General features: G+C 68.9%; 17 protein-coding genes, 1 tRNA gene and 1 pseudogene. 3 read left to right on the top strand and 16 right to left on the bottom strand.

Annotation, left to right across the window (positions count from 1 at the left end):
- Nucleotides 1–29 precede the first annotated feature (29 nt).
- The 14 genes from ACU6WZ_RS13680 to ACU6WZ_RS13745 form a co-directional block, all read right to left on the bottom strand.
- A complete protein-coding gene (locus ACU6WZ_RS13680; RefSeq protein ID WP_447033662.1) occupies nt 30–2,597 on the bottom strand; it encodes a M16 family metallopeptidase in 2,568 nt (855 codons plus the stop codon).
- Nucleotides 2,587–3,234 (bottom strand): GOLPH3/VPS74 family protein, encoded by a 648-nt coding sequence (locus ACU6WZ_RS13685; RefSeq protein ID WP_447033663.1) that lies wholly within the window; start codon nt 3,232–3,234, stop codon nt 2,587–2,589. The genes ACU6WZ_RS13680 and ACU6WZ_RS13685 overlap by 11 nt, the downstream gene beginning before the upstream one ends.
- The gene (locus ACU6WZ_RS13690) at nt 3,173–4,171 is read right to left on the bottom strand and encodes a phosphotransferase family protein (protein ID WP_447033665.1); all 999 of its coding nucleotides are present in this window, start codon (nt 4,169–4,171) and stop codon (nt 3,173–3,175) included. The genes ACU6WZ_RS13685 and ACU6WZ_RS13690 overlap by 62 nt, the downstream gene beginning before the upstream one ends.
- Nucleotides 4,168–4,830, bottom strand: coding sequence for a flavoprotein (locus ACU6WZ_RS13695; RefSeq protein ID WP_447033666.1), 663 nt, complete (start codon nt 4,828–4,830; stop codon nt 4,168–4,170). The genes ACU6WZ_RS13690 and ACU6WZ_RS13695 overlap by 4 nt, the downstream gene beginning before the upstream one ends.
- The gene (locus ACU6WZ_RS13700) at nt 4,827–5,864 is read right to left on the bottom strand and encodes an LLM class flavin-dependent oxidoreductase (protein WP_447033668.1); all 1,038 of its coding nucleotides are present in this window, start codon (nt 5,862–5,864) and stop codon (nt 4,827–4,829) included. The genes ACU6WZ_RS13695 and ACU6WZ_RS13700 overlap by 4 nt, the downstream gene beginning before the upstream one ends.
- Nucleotides 5,861–7,639 (bottom strand): ABC transporter ATP-binding protein, encoded by a 1,779-nt coding sequence (locus ACU6WZ_RS13705; RefSeq protein WP_447033670.1) that lies wholly within the window; start codon nt 7,637–7,639, stop codon nt 5,861–5,863. Before ACU6WZ_RS13705 ends, ACU6WZ_RS13700 begins: the two co-directional genes overlap by 4 nt.
- Nucleotides 7,636–8,865 carry an ABC transporter permease gene (locus tag ACU6WZ_RS13710; RefSeq protein WP_447033672.1) on the bottom strand — a complete coding sequence of 410 codons (1,230 nt, stop codon included), beginning with the start codon at nt 8,863–8,865 and terminating at the stop codon, nt 7,636–7,638. Before ACU6WZ_RS13710 ends, ACU6WZ_RS13705 begins: the two co-directional genes overlap by 4 nt.
- The gene (locus tag ACU6WZ_RS13715; protein WP_447033674.1) at nt 8,862–9,761 is read right to left on the bottom strand and encodes an ABC transporter ATP-binding protein; all 900 of its coding nucleotides are present in this window, start codon (nt 9,759–9,761) and stop codon (nt 8,862–8,864) included. The genes ACU6WZ_RS13710 and ACU6WZ_RS13715 overlap by 4 nt, the downstream gene beginning before the upstream one ends.
- Entirely contained in the window at nt 9,754–10,776 is a 1,023-nt protein-coding gene (locus ACU6WZ_RS13720; RefSeq protein ID WP_447033676.1) for a methyltransferase, read from the bottom strand. The genes ACU6WZ_RS13715 and ACU6WZ_RS13720 overlap by 8 nt, the downstream gene beginning before the upstream one ends.
- 120 nt (nt 10,777–10,896) lie before the next feature.
- Entirely contained in the window at nt 10,897–11,064 is a 168-nt protein-coding gene (locus tag ACU6WZ_RS13725; protein ID WP_447033678.1) for a hypothetical protein, read from the bottom strand.
- A gap of 66 nt (nt 11,065–11,130) precedes the next feature.
- Nucleotides 11,131–11,334 (bottom strand): LxmA leader domain family RiPP, encoded by a 204-nt coding sequence (locus tag ACU6WZ_RS13730; protein WP_447033680.1) that lies wholly within the window; start codon nt 11,332–11,334, stop codon nt 11,131–11,133.
- A gap of 73 nt (nt 11,335–11,407) precedes the next feature.
- A complete protein-coding gene (locus tag ACU6WZ_RS13735; RefSeq protein ID WP_447033681.1) occupies nt 11,408–12,397 on the bottom strand; it encodes a T3SS effector HopA1 family protein in 990 nt (329 codons plus the stop codon).
- A 5-nt stretch (nt 12,398–12,402) separates the two neighbouring features.
- Complete coding sequence (gene lxmK / locus ACU6WZ_RS13740) at nt 12,403–13,533, bottom strand: class V lanthionine synthetase subunit LxmK (protein ID WP_447033683.1); 1,131 nt, start codon at nt 13,531–13,533, stop codon at nt 12,403–12,405.
- A 98-nt stretch (nt 13,534–13,631) separates the two neighbouring features.
- Nucleotides 13,632–14,264, bottom strand: a complete 633-nt coding sequence (locus tag ACU6WZ_RS13745) for a LuxR C-terminal-related transcriptional regulator (protein WP_447033684.1) — start codon at nt 14,262–14,264, stop codon at nt 13,632–13,634.
- A gap of 309 nt (nt 14,265–14,573) precedes the next feature.
- On the opposite strand from ACU6WZ_RS13745, the pseudogene ACU6WZ_RS13750 reads away from it, so the two are divergent.
- Nucleotides 14,574–15,293 (top strand): annotated as a pseudogene (locus ACU6WZ_RS13750) (IS256 family transposase); the annotation flags it as partial.
- A gap of 31 nt (nt 15,294–15,324) precedes the next feature.
- Here ACU6WZ_RS13750 and ACU6WZ_RS13755 read toward each other — a convergent pair.
- Nucleotides 15,325–17,007, bottom strand: coding sequence for an ISAzo13 family transposase (locus tag ACU6WZ_RS13755; RefSeq protein ID WP_447033685.1), 1,683 nt, complete (start codon nt 17,005–17,007; stop codon nt 15,325–15,327).
- 381 nt (nt 17,008–17,388) lie between these two features.
- Here ACU6WZ_RS13755 and ACU6WZ_RS13760 point away from each other — a divergent pair, with 381 nt between their 5' ends.
- A complete protein-coding gene (locus tag ACU6WZ_RS13760) occupies nt 17,389–18,231 on the top strand; it encodes a beta-ketoacyl-[acyl-carrier-protein] synthase family protein (RefSeq protein ID WP_447033686.1) in 843 nt (280 codons plus the stop codon).
- A 474-nt stretch (nt 18,232–18,705) separates the two neighbouring features.
- Nucleotides 18,706–19,962, top strand: coding sequence for a hypothetical protein (locus tag ACU6WZ_RS13765; RefSeq protein WP_447033688.1), 1,257 nt, complete (start codon nt 18,706–18,708; stop codon nt 19,960–19,962).
- A gap of 184 nt (nt 19,963–20,146) precedes the next feature.
- On the opposite strand, the gene ACU6WZ_RS13770 is transcribed toward ACU6WZ_RS13765, so the two are convergent.
- Nucleotides 20,147–20,229: transfer RNA gene (locus ACU6WZ_RS13770), tRNA-Leu, on the bottom strand.
- Nucleotides 20,230–20,363: the final 134 nt, after the last annotated feature.

The following is a 20,363-nucleotide window of genomic DNA, read 5'->3' on the forward strand; positions in this document are numbered from 1 at the left end:
TGGTCCGCGCAGCTCCGTGTTCCCGCTGATCAGACGTCGGCCGTCCGCTCGGGGCCCGCTCTCCCCACGAGCACTCCGGTCAAAGGTCGCGCCGCGAACAATTCGGCACCGACACGGGCTACATCCGCCGTGCTCACTTCCCGCATCAGGCGCGGCAATTGGGCGGGCCAGGCGGGCGCCTGACCATAGGCGACCGTCCGGCACAGGACATCCGCCACCCCAGACTGCGAGTCGAAGACAGACAGCAGCTGCCCCGTGCAGAAGGCACGGGCTGCGGACACTTCGGCGTTTCCCGGCGGATCCGTCGCCATGGCTCGGGCCTCTGCTCGCAGTTCTCGTAGAGCTTCCGGAACCAATTCGTCCGGTAGCCATGCCCGTATGTATGTGCGCGGCCGGTCCGCGAGGACGTCGCGCCCGGCGAGCGCCACGTAAGTCGACGTGCCGCGGCGTGCGATACGGGAGGCGAGACGGGACCCGAAGTATCCGCCGAAGACCGCCGTCGCGATATAGCGCGCCGCCTCGTCCGGACCATTCATCGAGGCGGGCGCGTGGAGGGTGAGGTGGGCGCCGGGGCGGTGATCGCGCACCACGAGCAGGCCCGTGCCGTCGTGGGGGCGGGGACGTTCCGCCGGTGCCTCGTGGACCGAGGTCCACGGTGCGAGCAGGTGTTCCGCACGCGCTGTCAGCCGGGTGCCGTCCAGCGCGCCGACGGCGAGCAGAGTTGCACCCGCAGGATTCATGACCAAGCGGTGCAGGGCGGCGAGATCACCCGGGGCGGCAGCGGCGTAGGTCGACAGCTGACGGCGCAGAGCATCGTCGGCCAGGCGGTCCGCGGGGCGGAGGGGGGACGGGGCGTGTGGCGCCAGCGGGGCGACGGGTGTCTGCGGCCACGCGTCCTCACGGGCCGCCGGTTCCGTGGCGGAGGCGAGATCAGCCAGGACGCACAGCCAGGTTTCCACGTCCGACGGCGCGACGTGGCCAATCGCCTCCAGCCACTGGCCGTCGGTCGACCACTGGATGTCGCCCGGCACGGATGCGGCTCGCCAAGCCATACGGGCCCGCTGGTTGAGCAGGCGCAGCAACTCGTCCACCGCATCGGGCCGGGTCCAGCCCGCCACGCCGAGCGGCTTTCTCAGACGCAGCTCGACCGCAGGCGTTCGGGTGTGGACAGCCACCAGCCGCAGGCCGTTGCTCAGGGTGGTGTCCGCGCTGACCGTGAGGGCCGGGTCCTTGACGGGGCCAGGCGCGGGCACGGGCACGCGCCGCGGGCCCGCCGGGCTGCGGCCCAGCTGTACAGCGGTGCGGTGTGGCCGGTCCGCCATCGCGGGGGACGCGGCGTGGGCCGCGGGCGCGGGGCGGGTACGTACCGGGCCGGGCTCGATCACCAGAACCGCTTTGTGCGCACGCAGCAGCCCGCGCGCGGCCTCGGCCACCTGGGACGGGCCGATCTCCGCAAGCCGCAGGGGGAGTTCGTCGAGGAGTTCGGCGCGGCCGAAGAGCGTTTCCAGCCGGCCCAGCGCGCGCGTGCGGACTTGGAGATCATCGTGGTCGCGATGGTGTTCCAGGACCAGTGCGCCGACGGCGCGGGCCACGGCGTCGTCATGGTCCTTGCCATCCGCCCACGCCCCCCACTGCGCCTCGATCCGTGCCAGCAGATCCTGCGGCGAACTGCCCGCCGCCAGGCGGCCGGTGATGACCAGGGTGTCGGGACTCCTGGCGTCCAGGGGGCCGAAGAAGCCGCAACTGCTGTCGACGTCGGCATCGCAGGTCAGCAGCCTGGCCAGCACCCGGTGTGCGAGATGGCCGGGCAGGTCACGGCCGGGGTCGGGGAGGCGGTAGCCGACGGCGACAGCGGTGGCGGAGACACCGGCCTCGGTGCACACGCTCCACCGGTCGGCTGCGGGCCCCGGCTCGTCCAGCTCGGGGCGGGGCGGGACCGGGCGGTCGGGTATGTCCGCGAAGTGACGCTCGACGAGCTCCAGCCCGGCATGGAGGTCGAAGCCGCCGCCCACGGTGAGGACCGCATTGGACGGGGTGTAGTACGTGTCGAAAAACTCGGCACACTGGTCGGGTGTGGTGTGCCGCAGCTCCGCGATGTCCCCGTAGCCGTCGTGGGCGTTGGCGTGCGCCTCGTAGAACAGCCCGGGCAGCAGTGGCCAAGGGAACCCGCCGTAGGGGCGGCCGACGGTCGCATGGTGGATCTCCTGGGCGACCCCGGCGAGCTGCTCGGCGAGGCTGTCCGGGGTGAAGCGGGGCGCCCGCATGCGGTCCGCCTCGCTGAACAGTGCCTGTTCCAGAGCCTCGGCCGGTACGGCTTGGTAGTAGTCCGTGTAGTCCTGGTGGGTGGTGCCGTTGGCCTCACCACCCCAGGAGTGCACATGGTTGTAGAACGCGCCGTTCGGCAGGCTCTCGCTGCCCCGGAACATCAGGTGCTCGAAGAGGTGGGCGAAGCCCTCCCTGGCGGGGGGTTCGGAGCGGAATCCGACCCCATAGTGCGCGCAGACCGTGACGCGCGGGGCACGGGGGTTGGGCGCCAGCAGCACCCGGAGCCCGTTGGCCAGGGTCACCCGGTGCAGAGGCGGGCGCTCACCCCGCATGGGCGATCTCCACCGTCTCGCGCAGTTCCGGAAGAATCCTGCGCAGCGCCTCGAAGGCCGGGCCGCCGCGCCCGGCCAGCGCTGCGAGCCGCTGCTGGTACGCCCTGCTCTCCGTCACGCTGATGACGGTACGCAGGCCGCCGGCCGTGGCCAGCGTGAGCAGAGCGGCATCGCGGTCGGGCACCGCGTCGGCGGGCTCCTCGCCGCGCAGCGCCCGTACGGCCTGATTCCGCAGGATGTCGCCGGCTTCGGTGGCCCGCAGGTTCACGGTCGTCACGGGGACCAGGCCGCCGAGGCGGTGGGTTTCGAGACTCAGGTAGCCCGCCTCCGCGAGTTGTTCCCGCGCGGCGGTGAGGGTGGGCTTCACGCCCTGATTGATCCAGCCCTTCCAGGCGAGTGGCCTGGAGCGGGCGATGAGCTCGAGCAGATCGTCGAGCGCCGGCTCTCCCGTCGGCGCCCCCTCGGCCAGGGCGGGCCTGCCGTCGGCGTCGGTGAGCAGCCCGCGCAGGGCGAGCTCGGCCAGCGCCCCGGCCCGCACCACATGGCCGATGGTGTCGGTGCTGGTGAGCTTCTGCTTATCGGTGTTCCATGCCAGCAGGTATAGGCCGGCCGGGAGTGAAAGCTGATGCTGCGGCATGAGAGCCCTCCTTGGGATGAACAGGAATGAGATCGATGAGAAAGATGAGAAAAGCGGCGAAACGGTCGAACTCGGTCGGTTGCCAGCCGACATACGCGATGTAGTCGTGCAGATGGAGGGCGACCCGTACGGCCGCCTGCCGGGGCCAGGTGGAGCCCAGCCGCCGTCCGTAGCCCTCCTGCAGCGCGTCACTGAGGCGCTGCCACTGCCGGGTATCGCCGCCCAGCTGCCAGGAGAGTTCGACGATCTCGCCGAGCGCCCAGCCCAGATCGCAGTGCCAGGGGCCCATGCACAGGTCCTCGCCGATGAGGAGTTCGGCGCGGCCTGAGGGGGGATCGACGACGAGAGAGCCCAGTCCGGGGGCGCCATGAGTCACGACCAGCGGCTCGGCCTCGCCTCCGAGGCCGCTGCAGTGGTCGGCTCCGTCCGCGTCCGACGGGACGGAGCAGGCGCGCAGCGTCGTCCAGCGGACGGGCCCGAGCCGGTCCTTCAGCATGGCCCCTGCCTGGGCGGCCCACATCTGCGGCGCGCGGCCGCTCAACCAGCGCTCCAATCGGACCAGGCCGCGCGACGGGGCGACGAGTCGCGGTCCGCTCACGGGAGGCGGGACGGCGTGCAGGGCGGCGAGCGAGCGGCCCAGCGCGCGCACCGCAGGCTCCAGACCAGCGTGTGCACCGTCCCGCAGCAGGCAGCTGGCGACGGATTCGGCACCGCCGAGGTCGTACGTACGCTCCTGCTGTCCGCCGCCCGGTCTGCCCGGCACCAGCCGGGCACCGCCAGAGGTGTCCAGGACCGCGAGCGTGCTGTCCAGACCGCCGTTCACCGGGGAGAAGGGCGCGGGGGTCAGCGCACCGGGGGACCTGGTCCAGCGGTATCCCCCACCGTCGCAGGGGGTGATCGTGGTCCGGAGCAGACCGGTGGCGAACTCGGTCGTCATGCCGTGCTCCCTTCCGCCAGGAGCGTGGCCGTCGGCGGCAGGGGCGTTGCCGCACTGGCCCGCTCGGCGAGTTCGACCCTGCGCTGCTCCAGCAGCTCGATGACATCGGGCAGCAGCGCGGGCACCCACGCGTCGGGTCGCCCGGTGGTCGCGCTCACCCCCGAGCGGGGCGGCGCGACCACGACGTTGCGGCGTGCGGTCAGCGCGGTCCAGTGCGCTTGGTAGGCGGCGCTGTCCAGGCCGCCGGGCGGCAGTGCGGGCGCCACCGCGACGGGTGCGGCAGTGCACTGCGCGGCGAGGACCGCGGGGGTGTCGGCCAGACCGAGCGCGAGACGGGCGACGAAGTGCAGCGTCGCTGGATAAACAACAACCGCTTCGGCCCACTCCGCCCATGCGACGTGCCGGGCGTGCGCGGTGTCCTGGGGCCAGGCGTCGGTGAGGACGTCACCACCGGTCCGTGCCGCCAACGACGCCCTGCTCACGAAACGTTCGGCGCTCCGAGTGATCACCGTCGTGATTTCCAGGCGGGGGTAGGAGGCGCGGAGCCACTCCGCCCAGAACGGCAGATCCGAGACCGAGACCGACCCGGTGCCGACCAGCAGCAACCGGGAGACACCGAAGTCCGGGACACCGCCGCCGGCGGGCGTCGGGTGGTTCACAGCACACCCCCTCGCGAGGCCGTGGCGAAGCGGCCGGCGTCGGCCGGTGCGACGCTCCCGGCAGCTGCAGCGCCCCGCGCGAGCGCGCCCAGGAGCGTCTCCAGTTCGACGAGAGCCGCTGGCAGTCCGTAGCGCCGGCACAGGCCCGTAACGTTCAGCACGATCTCGTCCACGCCGGCGGCCCGGTACTCGTCCAGTACCGCCAGGATCTCGTCGGCGTCACCGCTGACGAAGGCACGCCCGGTGATCACCGCCTTGGCCGACCCGGCCAAGTCGTCCGGATCGACGTCGATTCCCGACCGGCGCAGCATGTCCTGGTAGTGCGGCAGTTTCAGATGCCCGGCGTTGCCTGCGAGCAGCAGTTCCACCGGGTCGCGGTCGGGCGCGCCCAGTGCCAGGGGAACCATCGCCACCAGCCGCGGCACCGGCTTCCCAACCGCCTGCGCGCCCTCGCGGAGCGCGGGCGCGATGACTTCCCGCAGATAGCGGGGCGGGGTCATCCACGTGATGGCGACATCGGCAACCTCCCCCGCGACCCGGGCCATCCTGGGCCGCAGCACACCGAGTCCGACCTCCACCGGAGGACCGGGCTCCGGCACCAGCTCGACATGGCAGGTGAAGTACTCGCCGTCGTGCTCGACCTGGCGTCCGGCCAATAGCCCGCCGACAATGGTCAGATACTCGCGTACCGCCGTGAGCGGGCTGGAATACGGGGCGCCGAGCACACTGCGCTGCAGTACGGCAGCGCCCGGGCCGTACCCGGCCACCACTGGATGGCCGGTCGCGAGCGCCAGCGAACGCGCCTGCAGCGCGGCCTCGTACGGGTGCCGGAAGGGCATGAGGGTCACGCCCGTGCCCACCGGCACCCGGAAGCCGGACGCGGCGAGGTGATTGAACGTCTGGTGGGGTTCGACGATCAGCGCCTGCCCCTGCCACAGCCGGTACGCCGTGCTGTGCTGCACGAGGGCGGCCACCGGCAGGGCCTGCTCGGACCTGGTCGGCATGAACGGCATCAGAACGGAGATGGTACTCATGCGATCTCCAGAGTGCTGAGGAGCTGGCCGACGACCAGTTCGGAGTACGCGGGGCAGCTGCCAAGCAGCCCGGTGTGCGTGCCCTGGGCGATGACCTGCCCCTGGTCCATGACGACCACCTGGTCGGCGTGCTGCACGGTCGAGATGCGGTGGGCGACGACCAGCACGGCACGGTCGCCCGCCAGGTCGTTCACCACGCGGCGCAGCTTCTGCTCGTTGACGCTGTCGAGCTGGGAGGACGGCTCGTCCAGCAGCACCAGCCGGGCGTCGGTGAGGGCCACCCGCGCGAGCGCCAGCCGCTGGCGCTGTCCGCCGGACAGATCGCCGCCGCCGCCCAGCACTGTGTCCAGGCCGGCCGGGAGCCGCCGGACCTCCTCCTCCAGGCCGACCTTGGCGAGCGCCTCCAAAAGCGCCTCGTCCGGCAGGGCGTCCTCGCGACCGAGGTTCAGATTCATCCGGATCGAGTCGTGGACCAGGGTGAAGCTCTGGTCCACATAGGCGAGTTGCCCACGGAGCTCGCCGAGCGGCAGCCGCCGGAGGTCGTGGCCGAACACCTCCACCCGCCCGGAGTGTGGAGTCATGAAGTGCTCGATGAGGCCCAGCACGGTGGACTTGCCCGCTCCCGAGAGCCCGACGACAGCGGTGAGTCCGGCGGCGGGCACGGTCAGATCCACCTCGCGCAGCACGGGCTGGTCGCCGTAGCCGAAGGTGACCCGGTCAAACCGCACCGCGGGCGCTCCAGGCCGTGCCGGAGCCGGCGTCGTCCCCCGGCCCTCCGCCACGGTCTCAACGGGCAGGGTGAAGACGCTCTTGAACCGTTCCCTGGCCACCATCCCGGCCTGAATGGTGGAGGCGCCCGAGGCCGCCATGATCAGCGGCGCGGTGAGCTGCAGCAGATAGAGCAGGAAGGCAACGAAGTCCGCCAGGTCGAGGTCTCCGGAAACCAGCCGGGCACCGCCGCCGATGAGGACGCTGAGCAGCGCAATCTGCTGCCCCAGGTTGATCACCGGAACCACGAGGGACTCGAGCCTGGCCACCTCGGTGCCGAGCCGGGAGAGACTCTCCGCCCTGTCCGCCAGGACACGCAAGACCTGGTGCTCCGCCCGGTACGCCTTGATGACGGTCAGCGCGTCCAGGGTGGTCACGAACTGCTGCGTGAGTGAGCCGAGTTCCTCCTGGACAGCACCGTACTTGCGGCGCAGGCCCACGACCACGACGGCCACGATCGCCACCGCCGTGACAAAGCCCGCCATGGTGATCAGCAGGAGCATCCAGTTCAGGATCCCCATAATGACGAGCGTGCCGACCAGGGTGAGGCACGCCATCGGCAGCTGGATCGGCCCGATGTCGATGGCGCCCTTGAGTTGCATCGCGTCCGCGGTCAGCCGCGACGCCAGGTTGCCACTGCCTTCGCGGCGCGCGTCGGACATCCGCAGTCCGAGGCCGTGGCGCATGGTGCGAATGCGGAGTCGGCAGATCAGCCGCTCGCCCAACTGGGAGAGCAGATACGCGGCCAGTGCCCCGGCCGCCGCGGCGCCCACTCCGACTCCGGCCATCGCAGCGGTCGTCCAGGTGAGGCCCTCACCCTCCTGGACCTCCCGCACCAGGGTTCCGACCACCATCGGCAGCGCGAGGGTCGCTGCCGCCGAAAGCAGCGAGAGGACGGCGATGGCCGCCACCTGAAGGCCGTTGCCCGCGGTCATTTCGTGCAGGATCCGCAGCTCTGCGGGCTCGCCACGCGCCTCCTCACCACCCGTGATGCCTTCGGTACTCATGAGCCGGCCCCTTCACGGGCGCGCCGCAGCGCTTCCCGGGTCTTGATGATTCCGCCGTGCTGGAGGATCGCCGCCATGTAGATGCGGCCGCCGACTCGCAGCAGTACGCCGATGGCCACGGCCATCAGGAGCGCCGCCGCCACGATGTCCCACCAGGGCACCGGCTCCGCGGCCATCCGTACGGGCATTACCGCCCACGAGCTGCCAGGGACGATGGAGAAGATCCGGGTGAGGGTGGGGCTGAAATCGGTGAACGGCAGCAGCGCGGCGGTGAAGCCGATCGTCTGCAGGAAGCTGACCGGACCGGCCGCGTGCTGGATGTCCTCCTGCCGGGAGACCATGGCACCGGCCAGGGCCCAGAGCGTGGCGAAGAGGAAGTAGCCCGGGACGAACCAGGCGATGACCAGCAGTCCGGTGCCGAAGGCATCGACAGGCGCATCGAGCAACCCGGAGATCAGCGCGCAGCCGATTCCGCACACCGTGATCGCGGTGATCTGGGCGAGGGCGACGACCCCGATGCCCAGCACCTTCCCGGTGAGCAGGTGCCAGGACCTGACCTTGGCAAGCAGGATCTCGACGATCCGGCTCGACTTCTCCTCCAGCACCCCTTGCGCGATCCCCTGGCCGAACATCAACATCATGAAGAACAGGAGCATCACGCCGATTCCGGCGGTCATCGTCCGCTGGAAGTCGCGTTCCACATCCGGGTCGAGGGCCGTCACCTGAAGCGGCTTCACAGCCATGGCGCCGGCGATCTGCGCGTCCTCCAGACCGCCGTCCCTCAGGCGGTCCACGGTGACGGTCGTACGGTGAGCCTCCTGTACTGCCGCGCCCAGCTCCTCAGGAAGCTTCTCCTGGACGACGATCCGCCCGTCGCCGACGAGCGCGGCCTCGGCCTTGCCGTCGCCGACCGCCCTGCGTGCGGAGTCCGCGTCGGCATACTGGACGATCTCGATGTCCGGGCCGCCGGCGGCGCTCTGCGACATCAGGGTGTCCGTGAACGCCCGCTGCTGTCCGACGACTCCGACGGTTGACTTCTCGTCGTCAAAGTCGAAGGCGGTCTGCAGTCCGAGTGACCCGCAGAACGCCACGATCATGATGACCAGCGAGATCCACATTTCCTTGCGCCGGAACTGGGTGACTATCTCGCGCTGCGCGACCATCCGGACCAGCGTGCCGCTGCTCAGCCGGTCGGCCTGGTACGTCTGTGCCTGCGTGGCCGTCATGCCGCCACCGCATCCCGGAAGACCTCGGCCAGCGTCGGCTCGCGCCGTGAGAAGTGCACGAGTTCGCCGAGGCTCTGGGCCGCCGCCAGCACCTTCCGTACCGGCATGTCCTGCTCGACCTCCACGGTGACGGTGCCTTCATCGTCCGTTCCCTGGGACACGATCCGCGCGCTGGGCAGCTGGTGTGCCCAGCCCTGTGGCGCGCCGGTAAGGGCTATCCGTATCTGCCGGCTGCCGGTGCCGCGACGCAGCTCGGCCACTGTGCCGTCCGCGACGACGGTTCCGTCGCGGATGATCCCCACCCGGTCGCAGAGCCGCTCCACGAGTTCGAGCTGATGGCTGGAGAAGACCACAGGGACGCCCTTGGCGCTGAACTCGACCAGGGCGTGGGCCATCGCGTCGGTCGCCAGCGGATCCAGGCCGGAGAAGGGCTCGTCCAGGATCAGCACTTCGGGGTCGTGGATCACCGCGGCGATCAGCTGGACCTTCTGCTGGTTGCCAAGTGAGAGCTTTTCCAGGGCGTCCTTGGGACTCATCTTCACGCCGAGCCGTTCGATCCACTCATCGGCCCGACGCTTGGCAACCGAAGGGGTGACCCCACTGAGGCGGGCGAAGTAGACGAGCTGGTCACGCGGGCGCATCGTCGCGTACAGGCCGCGCTCCTCCGGCATGTAGCCGATGCGGCGGCGAGTCTCGGCATCCATCGACCGGCCGTTCCAGCGGACTTCGCCGGAGTCCTGGGACAACAGGCCCAGCGCGATCCGCATCGCGGTGGTCTTGCCCGCCCCGTTCGCTCCGCAAAAACCGAACAGTTCGCCCGGACGGACCTCGAAACTCAGCTCGTGCAGTACATGCTTGGCCCCGAAGCTCTTGGTGAGCCGGTCGAACTCAAGCATGTGTGCCCCCCGCCCCGAATTCGAGCAGCGACCGGATGTGCGTGCCGGGCCCCTCCCAGGTGAGGGTCAGCCCCGCGGCGGCGCCCAGTTCCTTCAGTCGGCCGACGGTACGTGACGGTGTCGGTACGATGGCCGAGACCCAGAGGTCAGTGGCTGCGGCGCTCTGGCCGCAGCTGTCCATGTCCAGGTTGATCTCGGCGAGCAGCACCTTGCCTGCGGGGCCGGCCGCCTCGCCGCATCTGCTAAGAATCTCCACCGCACGCTCGTCGCTCCAGTCGGCGAGGACTGCGGAGAGCAGGTAGACATCGGCTCCGGTAGGAAGCGGGTCGAAGAAGCTGCCCGCCACCACCTCACCCCGGTCGCTCAGGCCGGCCTCGGCGATCCTGCGGGCGGCGATCTTGGAGACGACCGGCAGGTCGAGGACGGCGCCGGTCAGATGCGGGTGCCTGACCAGCAGTTCCATGAGGAGCGTGCCGTTGTTGCCACCGACGTCGATGACGCGGCGCACGCCGCCCCAGTCGTAGGCGTCGACGATGAGGTCCGCGTCGAAGGCGATACGGATCAGGCCTTCCTTGTCCAGCGCCTCCGCGAAGGCCGGATCCCCGTTGATGTCGTCCCAGTACTCACGGCCGAACGCGGCGGCATAGCTCGCCTCACCGGTCCGTACGGTGTGCAGCAGGCCAACAAGTCCCAGATCGGCGCGGCCAAACAGCCCTTCCGCGCTGAGGAACTGGCCCAAGCTCTGCTGGCTGTCCCGGCGCAGAGGCTCGCCCAGTTCGGTCAGTTCGAAGGCGTCCTCGTCGTCTCGGCGAAGGAGTCCGAGTTCGTCGAGGTAGCGGAGCAGCTTGGTGAGCATCACGAGGTTCGCGCCAGTGCGCTCCGCGAGCGTGTGTGCCGTCAAGGGCTCGTGAGCCAGATGGTCGGCGAGCTGGAGTGCTGCGGCGGCACGGATCGCATTGGGCCGCAGCAGGTCGGCCATTTCCAGGAGGGTCGCGGCATGTGTTCTTGTGTTCACGATTCTTGTTTCCTCATGGCCGTGACAGCCAACTCGTCTCGTCGGTACCCTGTGTGCTTCGAGCCGACGGTGGCCCCGCAATTAGCGTTTGCGGGGCCACCGTTGCTACGAGAGGGTGATCTAGCCGGGACCATTGGTCGTGATGTAGCTGATCGCAAAGCTCGCGGCGGCGCCACAGAAGGGAGTCGTCGCCGGAGCGTCGACCATGGCGGTCACATTGAGCTCATCGGTCTCGGCATACGACGTGTAGCCCGTGACCATCTCTTCGATGAGAAATTTCTCTGTCATTGAATTCACCTCCTCCGTTTTTGACATACGTGTGTGCAGGTGAGGCTGTTCAGCCGGGTGGCTGGATCAGCAACCCATCTTGTACGTGGCACCGCCGGCGGCGCTGACCGCGGCGGAGGCCAGCCATTTGCCGGCGGCGGCACCGGTGGCGGCGGCACAGACAGGGGTGGTGGCCGGCGCGTCGACGGCCGCCTGAGTGTTGAGCTCGTTGGCGCTCGCGTACGCGTCGTAACCGGCGATGAGCTCCATCATCGAGGCGTTGTCGCCCATGGTTTTTCTCCCTGTTTCAGTAACTGGCTGATGCGAAAACAGGGAATGCGTGCACTCACTCCCTGCAACCGCCTCAGAACAACTGGGGCGACGTGGAATTGCGCGCCGGATCGGCGGGATCAATATTGGCCTCCGCGAATTGGGAGAGCAGCTCGCACTCCACGGAGTTTCCGGTCTTTCTGCTGTCAAGTACGGCCTTGGCCACCGCGCTCGCCCGGTGCTGGCCGAAACTCAGTCCCCGCATCGACTGACGCCGATCCTCCGGTTCCCAGGCCAGTGCGACACCGGGCCCGAGCCGATGGGTGAACACCGAGGTCTCCTCCCCCACCCCAGGGCTCCCCACGACGGCCTCGGCCAGCCCAAAAGCGGCAGCCCAGGCATCCTGTTCGAGATAGACCACCAGGGCGTCACGCCGGGGATACAGCAGTCTCGAGGAGAGCACCTTGGCTCGGTAGGGCACCTGCCGCTCCTCCAGGTGGCTCAGGATCCGTCCCCATACAGCGACAGCACTCTGCGAGTCGGTGAGGTGGACATAGAGCCGGACCGTGCCACCGGAGCCGCTCCCGGGAATGGATCCGTCGACCAGGAAGAACCCGGGCGAGAGCGCGGGGCGCGCGGCTGGCACCCGCAGCGTGATCCGGTCACCAGGAACCCAGTCCGCGGTTCCGCCGCCGGCCCCTTCCACGGATTCCCGTGCGACACGAATTCGCACCCCGTCCCGCTGCACGACCGCCTCCACCACGCCCGCGGTGGACCGCGCCGGAGCGGCGCACACGAGCACGCCGACCGAGGTGTGCTCATGCGGCACGGCCTCGCCCAGTGCCTGCTCAAATTCGGCGTCCCTCAGCTGTCGCGGGAGGTTCTCCGCCCCCTCACGGCGGCCTGCGTGCCATGTCTCGTAGAGCGCGCCGGCGAGCAGGGACTCCAGGGCACGCGGATCGTCGGCCGTGAATTCCTGGCCGGCCACGGTCGCTGACGTCCTGTCCTGCGAGACCGATATGCCGCCGACCGCCGACCGCAATGCCGCGGACAGTCCGACCACGGCCTCTTTGGCCTCGTTCACGCCCTTCACGCCGTTTCCCCCAATCCAAGTGTGGCGGCGAACCGCTCGGGGTTCAGCAATATTCCTCGTCCGACACCGGCAGCCGCGCGTTCGATCCCGGAAATCCGGCCGCGTTGCGGACTGCCCGCGATCATCCGGTCCAGCATGTGCCAGCCGGCGAAAGCGGTGGCCCGCACAGCGAGTTCCGCATCGGCCCGGCCGGCGGTCTCGCGATATCCTTCCCAAAAATTCTGAACGCGCGGCCGCAATCGCTCGATCTTTTCCGCGCCCCGCCGCAGAACCGACTCATGTGTGAGATCGGTTTCCATGAAAACCGCATCCCCACGGGAGGTCGCGATGTCCAGGATGGAACGGTAAAGCCATTCACCGGCGAATCCGCCGACATCACGCGCTGGGTCGGCCAGCCGGAATTCCTCCCAGTCGGCAATATGGAACGCCTCGTCCGTGACCAACAGTTGATCCACACGCAAATCGCAGTGGGCCGGCACCCGGGGTGCTTTCTCTTCCCGGGCGCGCAAGCCCGTCACCGCCGCGATGAGCGCGGGGTCGCTCTGCATGAGCCGCCAGGTCTGTAGCTCGCCGAAGCTGAGGTGGTCGAACATCCGCTGGGGAAGCGCCTGCAGCAGCGCTGGCGAGGGCAGTTCGGGTGCGGAGTGGTCCAGGTCTCCGGGGTCGCGCACCGGGCTATCGTGCAGGAGACCGATAGCCCGGCCGACTGCGTGGGCCAGCACATCGTCGAACGTCTCGTCGACCATCAACTCCGCGCCGCTCCGCGCGCCTTCGAGATACTCGAAGACGACTATCCGCGCTTCCTCGTCACAGCCCAGGAATTCCGGACCACGCAAGGCGCTGGACGAGACTTCCGCGGAGAATCGCTCGAAAGACAACAAGCGTCGGATTCTTGCACGTACATCGTCTTCCCCGCCGACCAGATGCTTGACGAAGGCCTTACGGCCGCTGGCGGTGTCGCCCGCCCACACTTCGTTGCGGCCCACCGGAGCGACGAGCGAATCCCGGTCGAACGGACCGAGCCCCAATCGTTCCAGAAGTGCGTCGACTGCGGGCACCTTCTCCAGATCGACCGGTGCGAATCCCGGCTGTTCTGTGGAGACGCGCTCTCGTGTCAGTTTACCCATAGCCATTCCCCCCGTCCGGCTGCCTGCTGGTCATACTCTTTCGCCACCGGCTACTGATTCCAACCCCCCTTTCGGGGGGATGGAATGCGCATCAGAGATCAGAGGTGTACGAGCTCGCACCTGGCCGCCACTACGGCCGCCTGTATGCGGTTGGCGACCCGCATTTTCCCGAGGATGCGGCTCACATGCTCCTTGACCGTTTCCGGGCTGAGGAAGAGCCGTCGGCCGACCTCCCCGTTCGACAGCCCCTCGGCGACAAGGAACAGCACCTGCCGCTCCCGCTCGGTGAGCGAGGCGATCCGCTCCTGCGACGAGGCGCCGATCGCTGACATCGGTCCCCCCGGCACGTGCCGGGTCATCGCGGCGGAAACCGCCCAACAGCCCGATGCGACCAACTGAAGCGCCCGGACGAGGTCAATGGGCACCATGTCCCTCGTCAGCACACCATGGGCACCCGACCGGAGCGCCAGAGCCATGTCGGCGGCGACCCCCGTCGCCAGCAGCGCGACCTTGGGCGAGTGGGGCACCGCCCGGAGGTAATCCACCACGGTGCGCAGCTCTGCCGCAGGGATGTCCGCGGTGTCGATCAGAACCAGATCGATCCGGTCATGTGCGGACTGCTCCAGCGCCCGATAACCGGCACGCTCCTCCACAACCTCAAGGTCGTCGACCTGGTCGACTGCCCGCCGGATGTTCTGCCGCAGTGGAAGTGAATCAGAAATGATGATCAACGAATTCTTGTGCACTATGCCCCGTTTTCAAGCAAAGGTCGATATGGCACATGATCGAGATTGCGCCACAGAAGCGAGCCTAGGGAGCGACAGGGGGCATCGCATCGACTGCCCGAACGATCCGACCCCCGCCGCCCGGCGGGTTTACGTACGTTGCGTTCACGGCCGAGGGAGTGTCATGAATCAGGTGTGGATCTCCCCGAAGGAGTGAGCCTGATGAGTACGACAGCTGATCACCTGATCGAGACCGTGGAGGGCGTGTCGCTTGCGGAGGCCGGCGATGGCGTTGAAGGTGCCGACGTGAAGTCGATGCCGGTATCGCACAACGGTCTGTCCAGTGAGCTGCTGGAGGAGCTGGCCGCGCTCGCGGCCGAGAAGGTCCGCGGAGAGGGACTGCGGCTGATGGGTGAGGGCGGGCTGCTGGTGGAGCTGGTTCAGCACCTGATGCAGTCCGCCCTGGAAGCCGAGATGGATGAGCATCTGGCCGCCGGGGCCGGCCGTCTCGGCGGACGCGGTTCGCGCTCGGGTGGCAACACCCGTAACGGCTACCGGAGCAAGAAGGTGATGACGGAGGTCGGAGCCGTCACGGTGCAGATCCCCCGGGACCGGCTGGGTACCTTCCAGCCCCGGTTGCTGCCCAAGTACGCCCGCCGTACGGGTGCGTTGGACGATCTGGTGCTCTCGCTGACCGCGAAGGGACTGACCTCCGGCGAGATCGTCTCCCATCTTGCCCAGACGTACGGGATGACGACGACGAAGGAGACCATCTCCACGATCACCGACAAGGCCCTGGAATCGATGGCGGAGTGGCGCACCCGCCCGCTGGACGCGGTCTACCCGGTCGTCTTCATTGACACGGTGCACGTGAAGATCCGTGACGGCCATGTCGCGAATCGGCCGATCTACGTGGCCGTCGCGGTCACCGCCGACGGCTACCGCGAGATCCTGGGCCTGTGGGCCGGCGACGGCGGAGAGGGCGCCAAGTACTGGCAGACGGTGCTGACCGAGATCAAGAACCGTGGGGCCCGCGCAATGCCGCGTCGTTAGGGCCTGCGGATCATTAACTCGCCGTCTTGATCTCCGGCGGGAGGGCGATGCCGACCGCGCTCGCGTGGTCGTAGAGGTGTGCCAGTGTGGCGAGTTGGCAGCTGGCCGCCGTGATGGTGTGCTCCATCGTCTTCAGGAGCTGGCGGATGTCGCGGATGCGCCTGTTGATCGTCTCGGGGCAGACGCCGAAGAGGGTGGCGACGGCGACTTGGGGCAGGCCGAGCCGCTGGTGGAGGACGGTGGCCAGGAGCCGGTCGGCGAGGGTGAGCATGGGGCGCCGGCCGGTGCCGGGGGCCTGGAGCCGTGGGCGGTGACCGCGCCGTTTATCCAGGTTCTTCTCGCGCTGGTCCTCGTGGAGCGTGGTCATCGTGGTGATGAGCGTGTCCCATTCCTGGGCCGGCATTCCGGTCAGGGCGGGGTGGCAGAGCCAGGCGAGGTCGGGGCTGGGCTGGTCGAAGGGGTCCGGTGCGTCATTGACCTGGGCGAACGCCTCGGGACGGAGGGTGTAGTTCCAGTCGCCGTGCCACTCGTGGCGGTGCAGCGGCAAGGCGTCCATCTGCCGGTCGCCGATCCGGACTCCGGTCTCGTAGGCGGAGGTGTCGAGTTCGGCGTGGACCTTGAGTCCGGTGCGAGTGGTGGTCGCGGCGATGCTGTTCACGATGACTTCATGGCTGGTCAGCGGCCTGCCGCGCCAGTTCATGGTGATGTGGGAGAACAGCCGGTGCTCAATTTTGTTCCATTTTGAAGTACCTGGCGGAAAGTGACAGACGGTGATCTCCAGGCCGGTCTCCAGGGACAGGGCGGCCAGTTCGGCCTTCCAGGCGCGGGTGCGGTAGCCGTTCGAGCCGCCCGCGTCCGCAGTGATCAACAGCAGCCGGGAGTGGGGATAGTCGTCGCGTCCCTGGCCGTTCCACCAGCGGCGGACCGACTCCACGGCGAACGCGGCGGTGTCATGGTCGGTGCCCACGCTGACCCATCCGGTGTTCGCAGTCAGGTCATAGATCCCGTACGGGACGGCCTTGCCCAGCTCCGGGTCCGGGAAGTCGTGCGTCCGCACCCGGACCGGGTCGCCCTCGCGGTGCCACTCGACGCCCGCATTCTTGTAGTTGCCGACCACCTCCTTCTTTTTGGTATCGACGCTGACCACCGGGTCCCCCGCGGCCTGGTAGTCCTTGGCCCGCTCGCTGATATAGCGGAACTGGCCGTCGCGGTCCGGGTGTTGCCTGCCCTCAACCGTCTTGGCGTTGCCCTGCAGGCTGAATCCTTCCTCACGCAGCAGGTCGGCCACGGTCTCCGCCGAGATGCGGTGCCCCTGCCCCGTCAGCTCGCCGGCCAGATGACGGGTCGACTTCGTCGTCCAGCGCAGCGGCGACATCGGATCACCCCGCATGTCCGGCTCGACGAGGGCCAGCAGTGCGGGCCGCAGCCCAGGGTTGAGATCCACCGCGCGCTTGCGGCCTCCGCCCTCCCGGCGGGTCCGGCCCAACGGGGCCGCACCGGCCTCCAGTTCAGCGACCCCGCGGGAGACGGTGCCCTCACGCACCCCGGCCGCCCGGGCCACCTTTCTGATCCCGCCATGCCCCAGCGACCGAGCCTCCGCTCCCATGGCTAACCGGCGCTGGCGCTCGTCCAGATGCGGCAACAATGCCTGGAACTTCGCCGCCAGGCCCGCCTCGGCCCCCTCCGACATCCCCATAGCACAACAACGACGAGCAACAGCGGAAGCAACGACTTGTTTCTCCGCAGGCCCTTAAGCCGGCCCGACGGCCGTCAAGTTGGTCGTTTTCCATGCTTCCGAGAGGGTGTAGGTCCCGTATCCGACCTTGCGGAGGAGGTCCTTCGACTGCCCACTGACTCATCTGTGTCGCGAAGCTCCGAGCGTTTTCGATCTTCAGGATGGTGGCGACCTCCAGGGGGCGCCAGGTCCGCTCGGGGTCGGTGGACAGGAGATGGAAGACGCGGTTTCGATGGCCCGCTCCGGTCGGCCTGAACCCTCGGACGGCCTTGCGCCTGTCCATTGGATCGTCGGGTGAGGGCGGCGGTGGGGCGTTTGGTGCGGGACGGAGCAGAACGGTCAGTGGTCGCCGCGCGGATCGCGATCGATCTCGGCGCCCGGGCCGAAGCCCGCACGATCGTGTCCGCCTGCGCGTCGGGGACCGAGGCGATCGGCGCGGCCATCGACCGGATCCGCGGCGGCCACGTCGACGTGGCCGTGGCCGGCGGTACCGAGGACGTGATCACCCCCACGATCATGGCGGCCTTCGCCTCCCTGCGCGCCCTCTCCACCGGCCCCAACGGACCCGAGAACGCTTCTCGGCCCTTCGACCAGGACCGCGACGGATTCGTCCTTGGTGAAGGCGCCGGATTCCTGGTCCTCGAGGACGAAGAGCACGCCCTCCAGCGCGGGGCGAGGATCTACTGCGAAGCCGCCGGATGGGGGCTGTCCGCCGACGCCCACCACATGACCGCACCCCGCCCCGACGGCCAGGGCGTCGCCACCGCCATCCGCAAAGCCCTCACCGACGCCGCGGCCACCCCCGACGACGTCGTCCACATCAACGCGCACGCCACCGCCACCCCAGCCGGCGGCCGGGCCGAAGCCCTCGCCCTGCGCACCGTCTTCGGCGAGCACACCCTGCCCGTCACCGCACCCAAGGGCGCCATCGGCCACCTCCGGAATTTCATCGCCCGCACCAAGACCTCGCCCAGCGCCCCACCTCTGCTGATGGGCCGCGCCCGTGCCACCTGGCTCGTCGACGCGGTCGAGGCCCGCATGCACCTGCCGACCTTGATGGCGGCGGCCGGGCTGACCACTCTGCGCTCCATCGACCGTGTCATGCCCTACGTCCGCAACCTGCCCGCCGAGCAGGTCGCAGCCTCCCTGAGGGGCTGTGATGACCAGCCGGCTCGAACGCCATGAACGCATCGCCAAACTCCGCGCCCGGCGTGTCACCGTCGACGACAACGACGTACTGGAGGTACTGGCCGACCTCGACGCCGAGAACCTGGTCAGCGAGATCGCGCCCCTGGTCAAACAGCACACCGGGCGACGCCGCCACCTCAACGTCGAGGGCCTGCTGCTGGGCATGTGCCTATGCTCCGCCATGCACTCCGGGACCGTCACCCTGTGCACCGCCGCCGACCTGCTGGCCTTCGGCGTCAGCGACACCATGCGCCACCGCTTCGGCATCCCCTACTACCCCGACAACGATCGGGGCTACGAGGCCTTCTACGCGGTCGTGCGGCGCCTCTTCCACAATGTCATCGACGCCATCGATCCCTCCCTGTTGCCCAAGAATCACCGCATCGACATCGCCTACGCAGCCGAACTGCAAGCCCGGGCCGACAAGGACGTCCTCGACCGCAGCTGCGCGTCTCCAACAAGATCCTCAGCATGTCGCTGCGCCACGCCCACCCCTTGCTCGAAGGAACGTGGGACGGCTCCTGCGTCGTCGACGCCACCGTCATCGGCACCTACGCGAAAGGCCTCGCCCACGACAGCGACGTCACCTCAACCGACCCCGACGGCGGCTGGTACGTCCGCACCGCCGGGCACGAGGATCCCCTGGCCCTCCAAGAGCTCACCCCGCCTCCGCCCAAGGCCAAAAAGGGCGGTAAATCCGCAGGCAAGGCCAAGAGTAAGAGGGCCAAGAAAAAGCTGTACGGCTTCGACGCGACACTGATCGTCGCCCGCGACCCCGAACACGACGGAGCCCCACTCCCCGACGGCTCAGCCAACCCCGCCGCCATCCCAGCCCTGATCTGCGCCTTCTCCGTCGAAAAGCCCAGCCGCCGCCCCGGCCAAGTCGCCGTCGAAGCCCTCCAGCACGTCGACCCCCGCTACCCGCGCGGCTACCTCGCCGGCGACCGCCTCTACAACGACCAACGCCCCGAAATCTTCCACCTGCCCATCCGCGCCATGGGCTACCAGCCGGTCTACGACTACGCCAAAGACCAGCTCGGCGTGCAGGACGGCATCGGCGGAGCCCAACTCGTCGAGGGGTCCTGGTACTGCCCCTCCATGTCCGCACCTCTGGTCAACGCCACGGTCGACCTGCTCGCCAAGCGCATCGACAAGACCACCTGGATCGAACGTATCCGCGCCCGTACCGCCCACCTCCTCATGCCCAAGGAAGCCGCCGACACCGAGGGTCACCGCCGGATGATGTGCCCCGCCGAAGCCCGCCGCGTCCAGTGCCCCCTCAAACCGCCCACCATGGGCACCGGAATCCACCTCCCCCTCGTCGACCCCGCCCCCAGCCCCACCAAACCGCCCCCCGTCTGCACACAGCGCAGCATGACCATCCCGCCCCAGCCCGGGGCCTCTCAGTGGCAGCCCCTGCAGTACGGCACCAAGGACTGGCAGCGCGTCTACTTCCGGCTCCGCAACAGCGTCGAGGGCATTAACGGCTTCGGGAAAGACCCCCTCCACGAGCACATCGAGTCAGCCGGCACCCGCCGCATCCGCGGCATCGCCGCCCAGACGATCCTGCTCGCCTTCCAGCTCGCCCACGTCAACCGGCGCAAACTCTCCGGCTGGGCCGACGCCGTCGCCCTCAACGGCGAACGCCCCCGCCGACGCCCCACCCGCCGACGCAAAACCCAGCCCCTCGGCACCTGGGCCCCCAAGGGCCGCCTCACCGAGGTCTGACACACCCCGAGCACCAACCAAAGCGAGAAACCCCACTGCCAGCGGCACCGGCCGCTGGCCGTCGTGTGCCCTCGGGTCCCGAAATCGACCCACCCGCCCGGACATAGCAAAACAGCCCGCATCATGATCATGATGCGGGCTGTTTCGTCGTTGCTGCGGAGCACCTTTCGTCGGTGCCCCAAAGTGCGCGAGGGGGGATTTGAACCCCCACGTCCCGAAGGACACTGGCACCTGAAGCCAGCGCGTCTGCCGTTCCGCCACTCGCGCATGAGTGGTGCCGTTCGAATCTCTCACTGGTTTGTGCGAGCGCCTGACGACATGCAGAAGATTAGCACGGTGGCGAGGGGTGATTCACACCCGTTGTTCGGGGGAGCAGACCAGGGAATGACGTCGTCTGTCCC

This window comes from Streptomyces hypolithicus, from assembly GCF_052934925.1.

What these genes read in the sequence shown, in the direction of transcription:
- ACU6WZ_RS13705 (WP_447033670.1), bottom strand. Translation starts at nt 7,639, where the DNA reads ATGAGTACCGAAGGCATCACGGGTGGTGAGGAGGCGCGTGGCGAGCCC.
- ACU6WZ_RS13685 (WP_447033663.1), bottom strand. Translation starts at nt 3,234, where the DNA reads ATGCCGCAGCATCAGCTTTCACTCCCGGCCGGCCTATACCTGCTGGCA.
- ACU6WZ_RS13765 (WP_447033688.1), top strand. Translation starts at nt 18,706, where the DNA reads ATGTCGCTGCGCCACGCCCACCCCTTGCTCGAAGGAACGTGGGACGGC.
- ACU6WZ_RS13690 (WP_447033665.1), bottom strand. Translation starts at nt 4,171, where the DNA reads ATGACGACCGAGTTCGCCACCGGTCTGCTCCGGACCACGATCACCCCC.
- ACU6WZ_RS13680 (WP_447033662.1), bottom strand. Translation starts at nt 2,597, where the DNA reads ATGCGGGGTGAGCGCCCGCCTCTGCACCGGGTGACCCTGGCCAACGGG.
- ACU6WZ_RS13710 (WP_447033672.1), bottom strand. Translation starts at nt 8,865, where the DNA reads ATGACGGCCACGCAGGCACAGACGTACCAGGCCGACCGGCTGAGCAGC.
- lxmK (WP_447033683.1), bottom strand. Translation starts at nt 13,533, where the DNA reads ATGGGTAAACTGACACGAGAGCGCGTCTCCACAGAACAGCCGGGATTC.
- ACU6WZ_RS13700 (WP_447033668.1), bottom strand. Translation starts at nt 5,864, where the DNA reads ATGAGTACCATCTCCGTTCTGATGCCGTTCATGCCGACCAGGTCCGAG.
- ACU6WZ_RS13725 (WP_447033678.1), bottom strand. Translation starts at nt 11,064, where the DNA reads ATGACAGAGAAATTTCTCATCGAAGAGATGGTCACGGGCTACACGTCG.
- ACU6WZ_RS13755 (WP_447033685.1), bottom strand. Translation starts at nt 17,007, where the DNA reads ATGGGGATGTCGGAGGGGGCCGAGGCGGGCCTGGCGGCGAAGTTCCAG.
- ACU6WZ_RS13730 (WP_447033680.1), bottom strand. Translation starts at nt 11,334, where the DNA reads ATGGGCGACAACGCCTCGATGATGGAGCTCATCGCCGGTTACGACGCG.
- ACU6WZ_RS13715 (WP_447033674.1), bottom strand. Translation starts at nt 9,761, where the DNA reads ATGCTTGAGTTCGACCGGCTCACCAAGAGCTTCGGGGCCAAGCATGTA.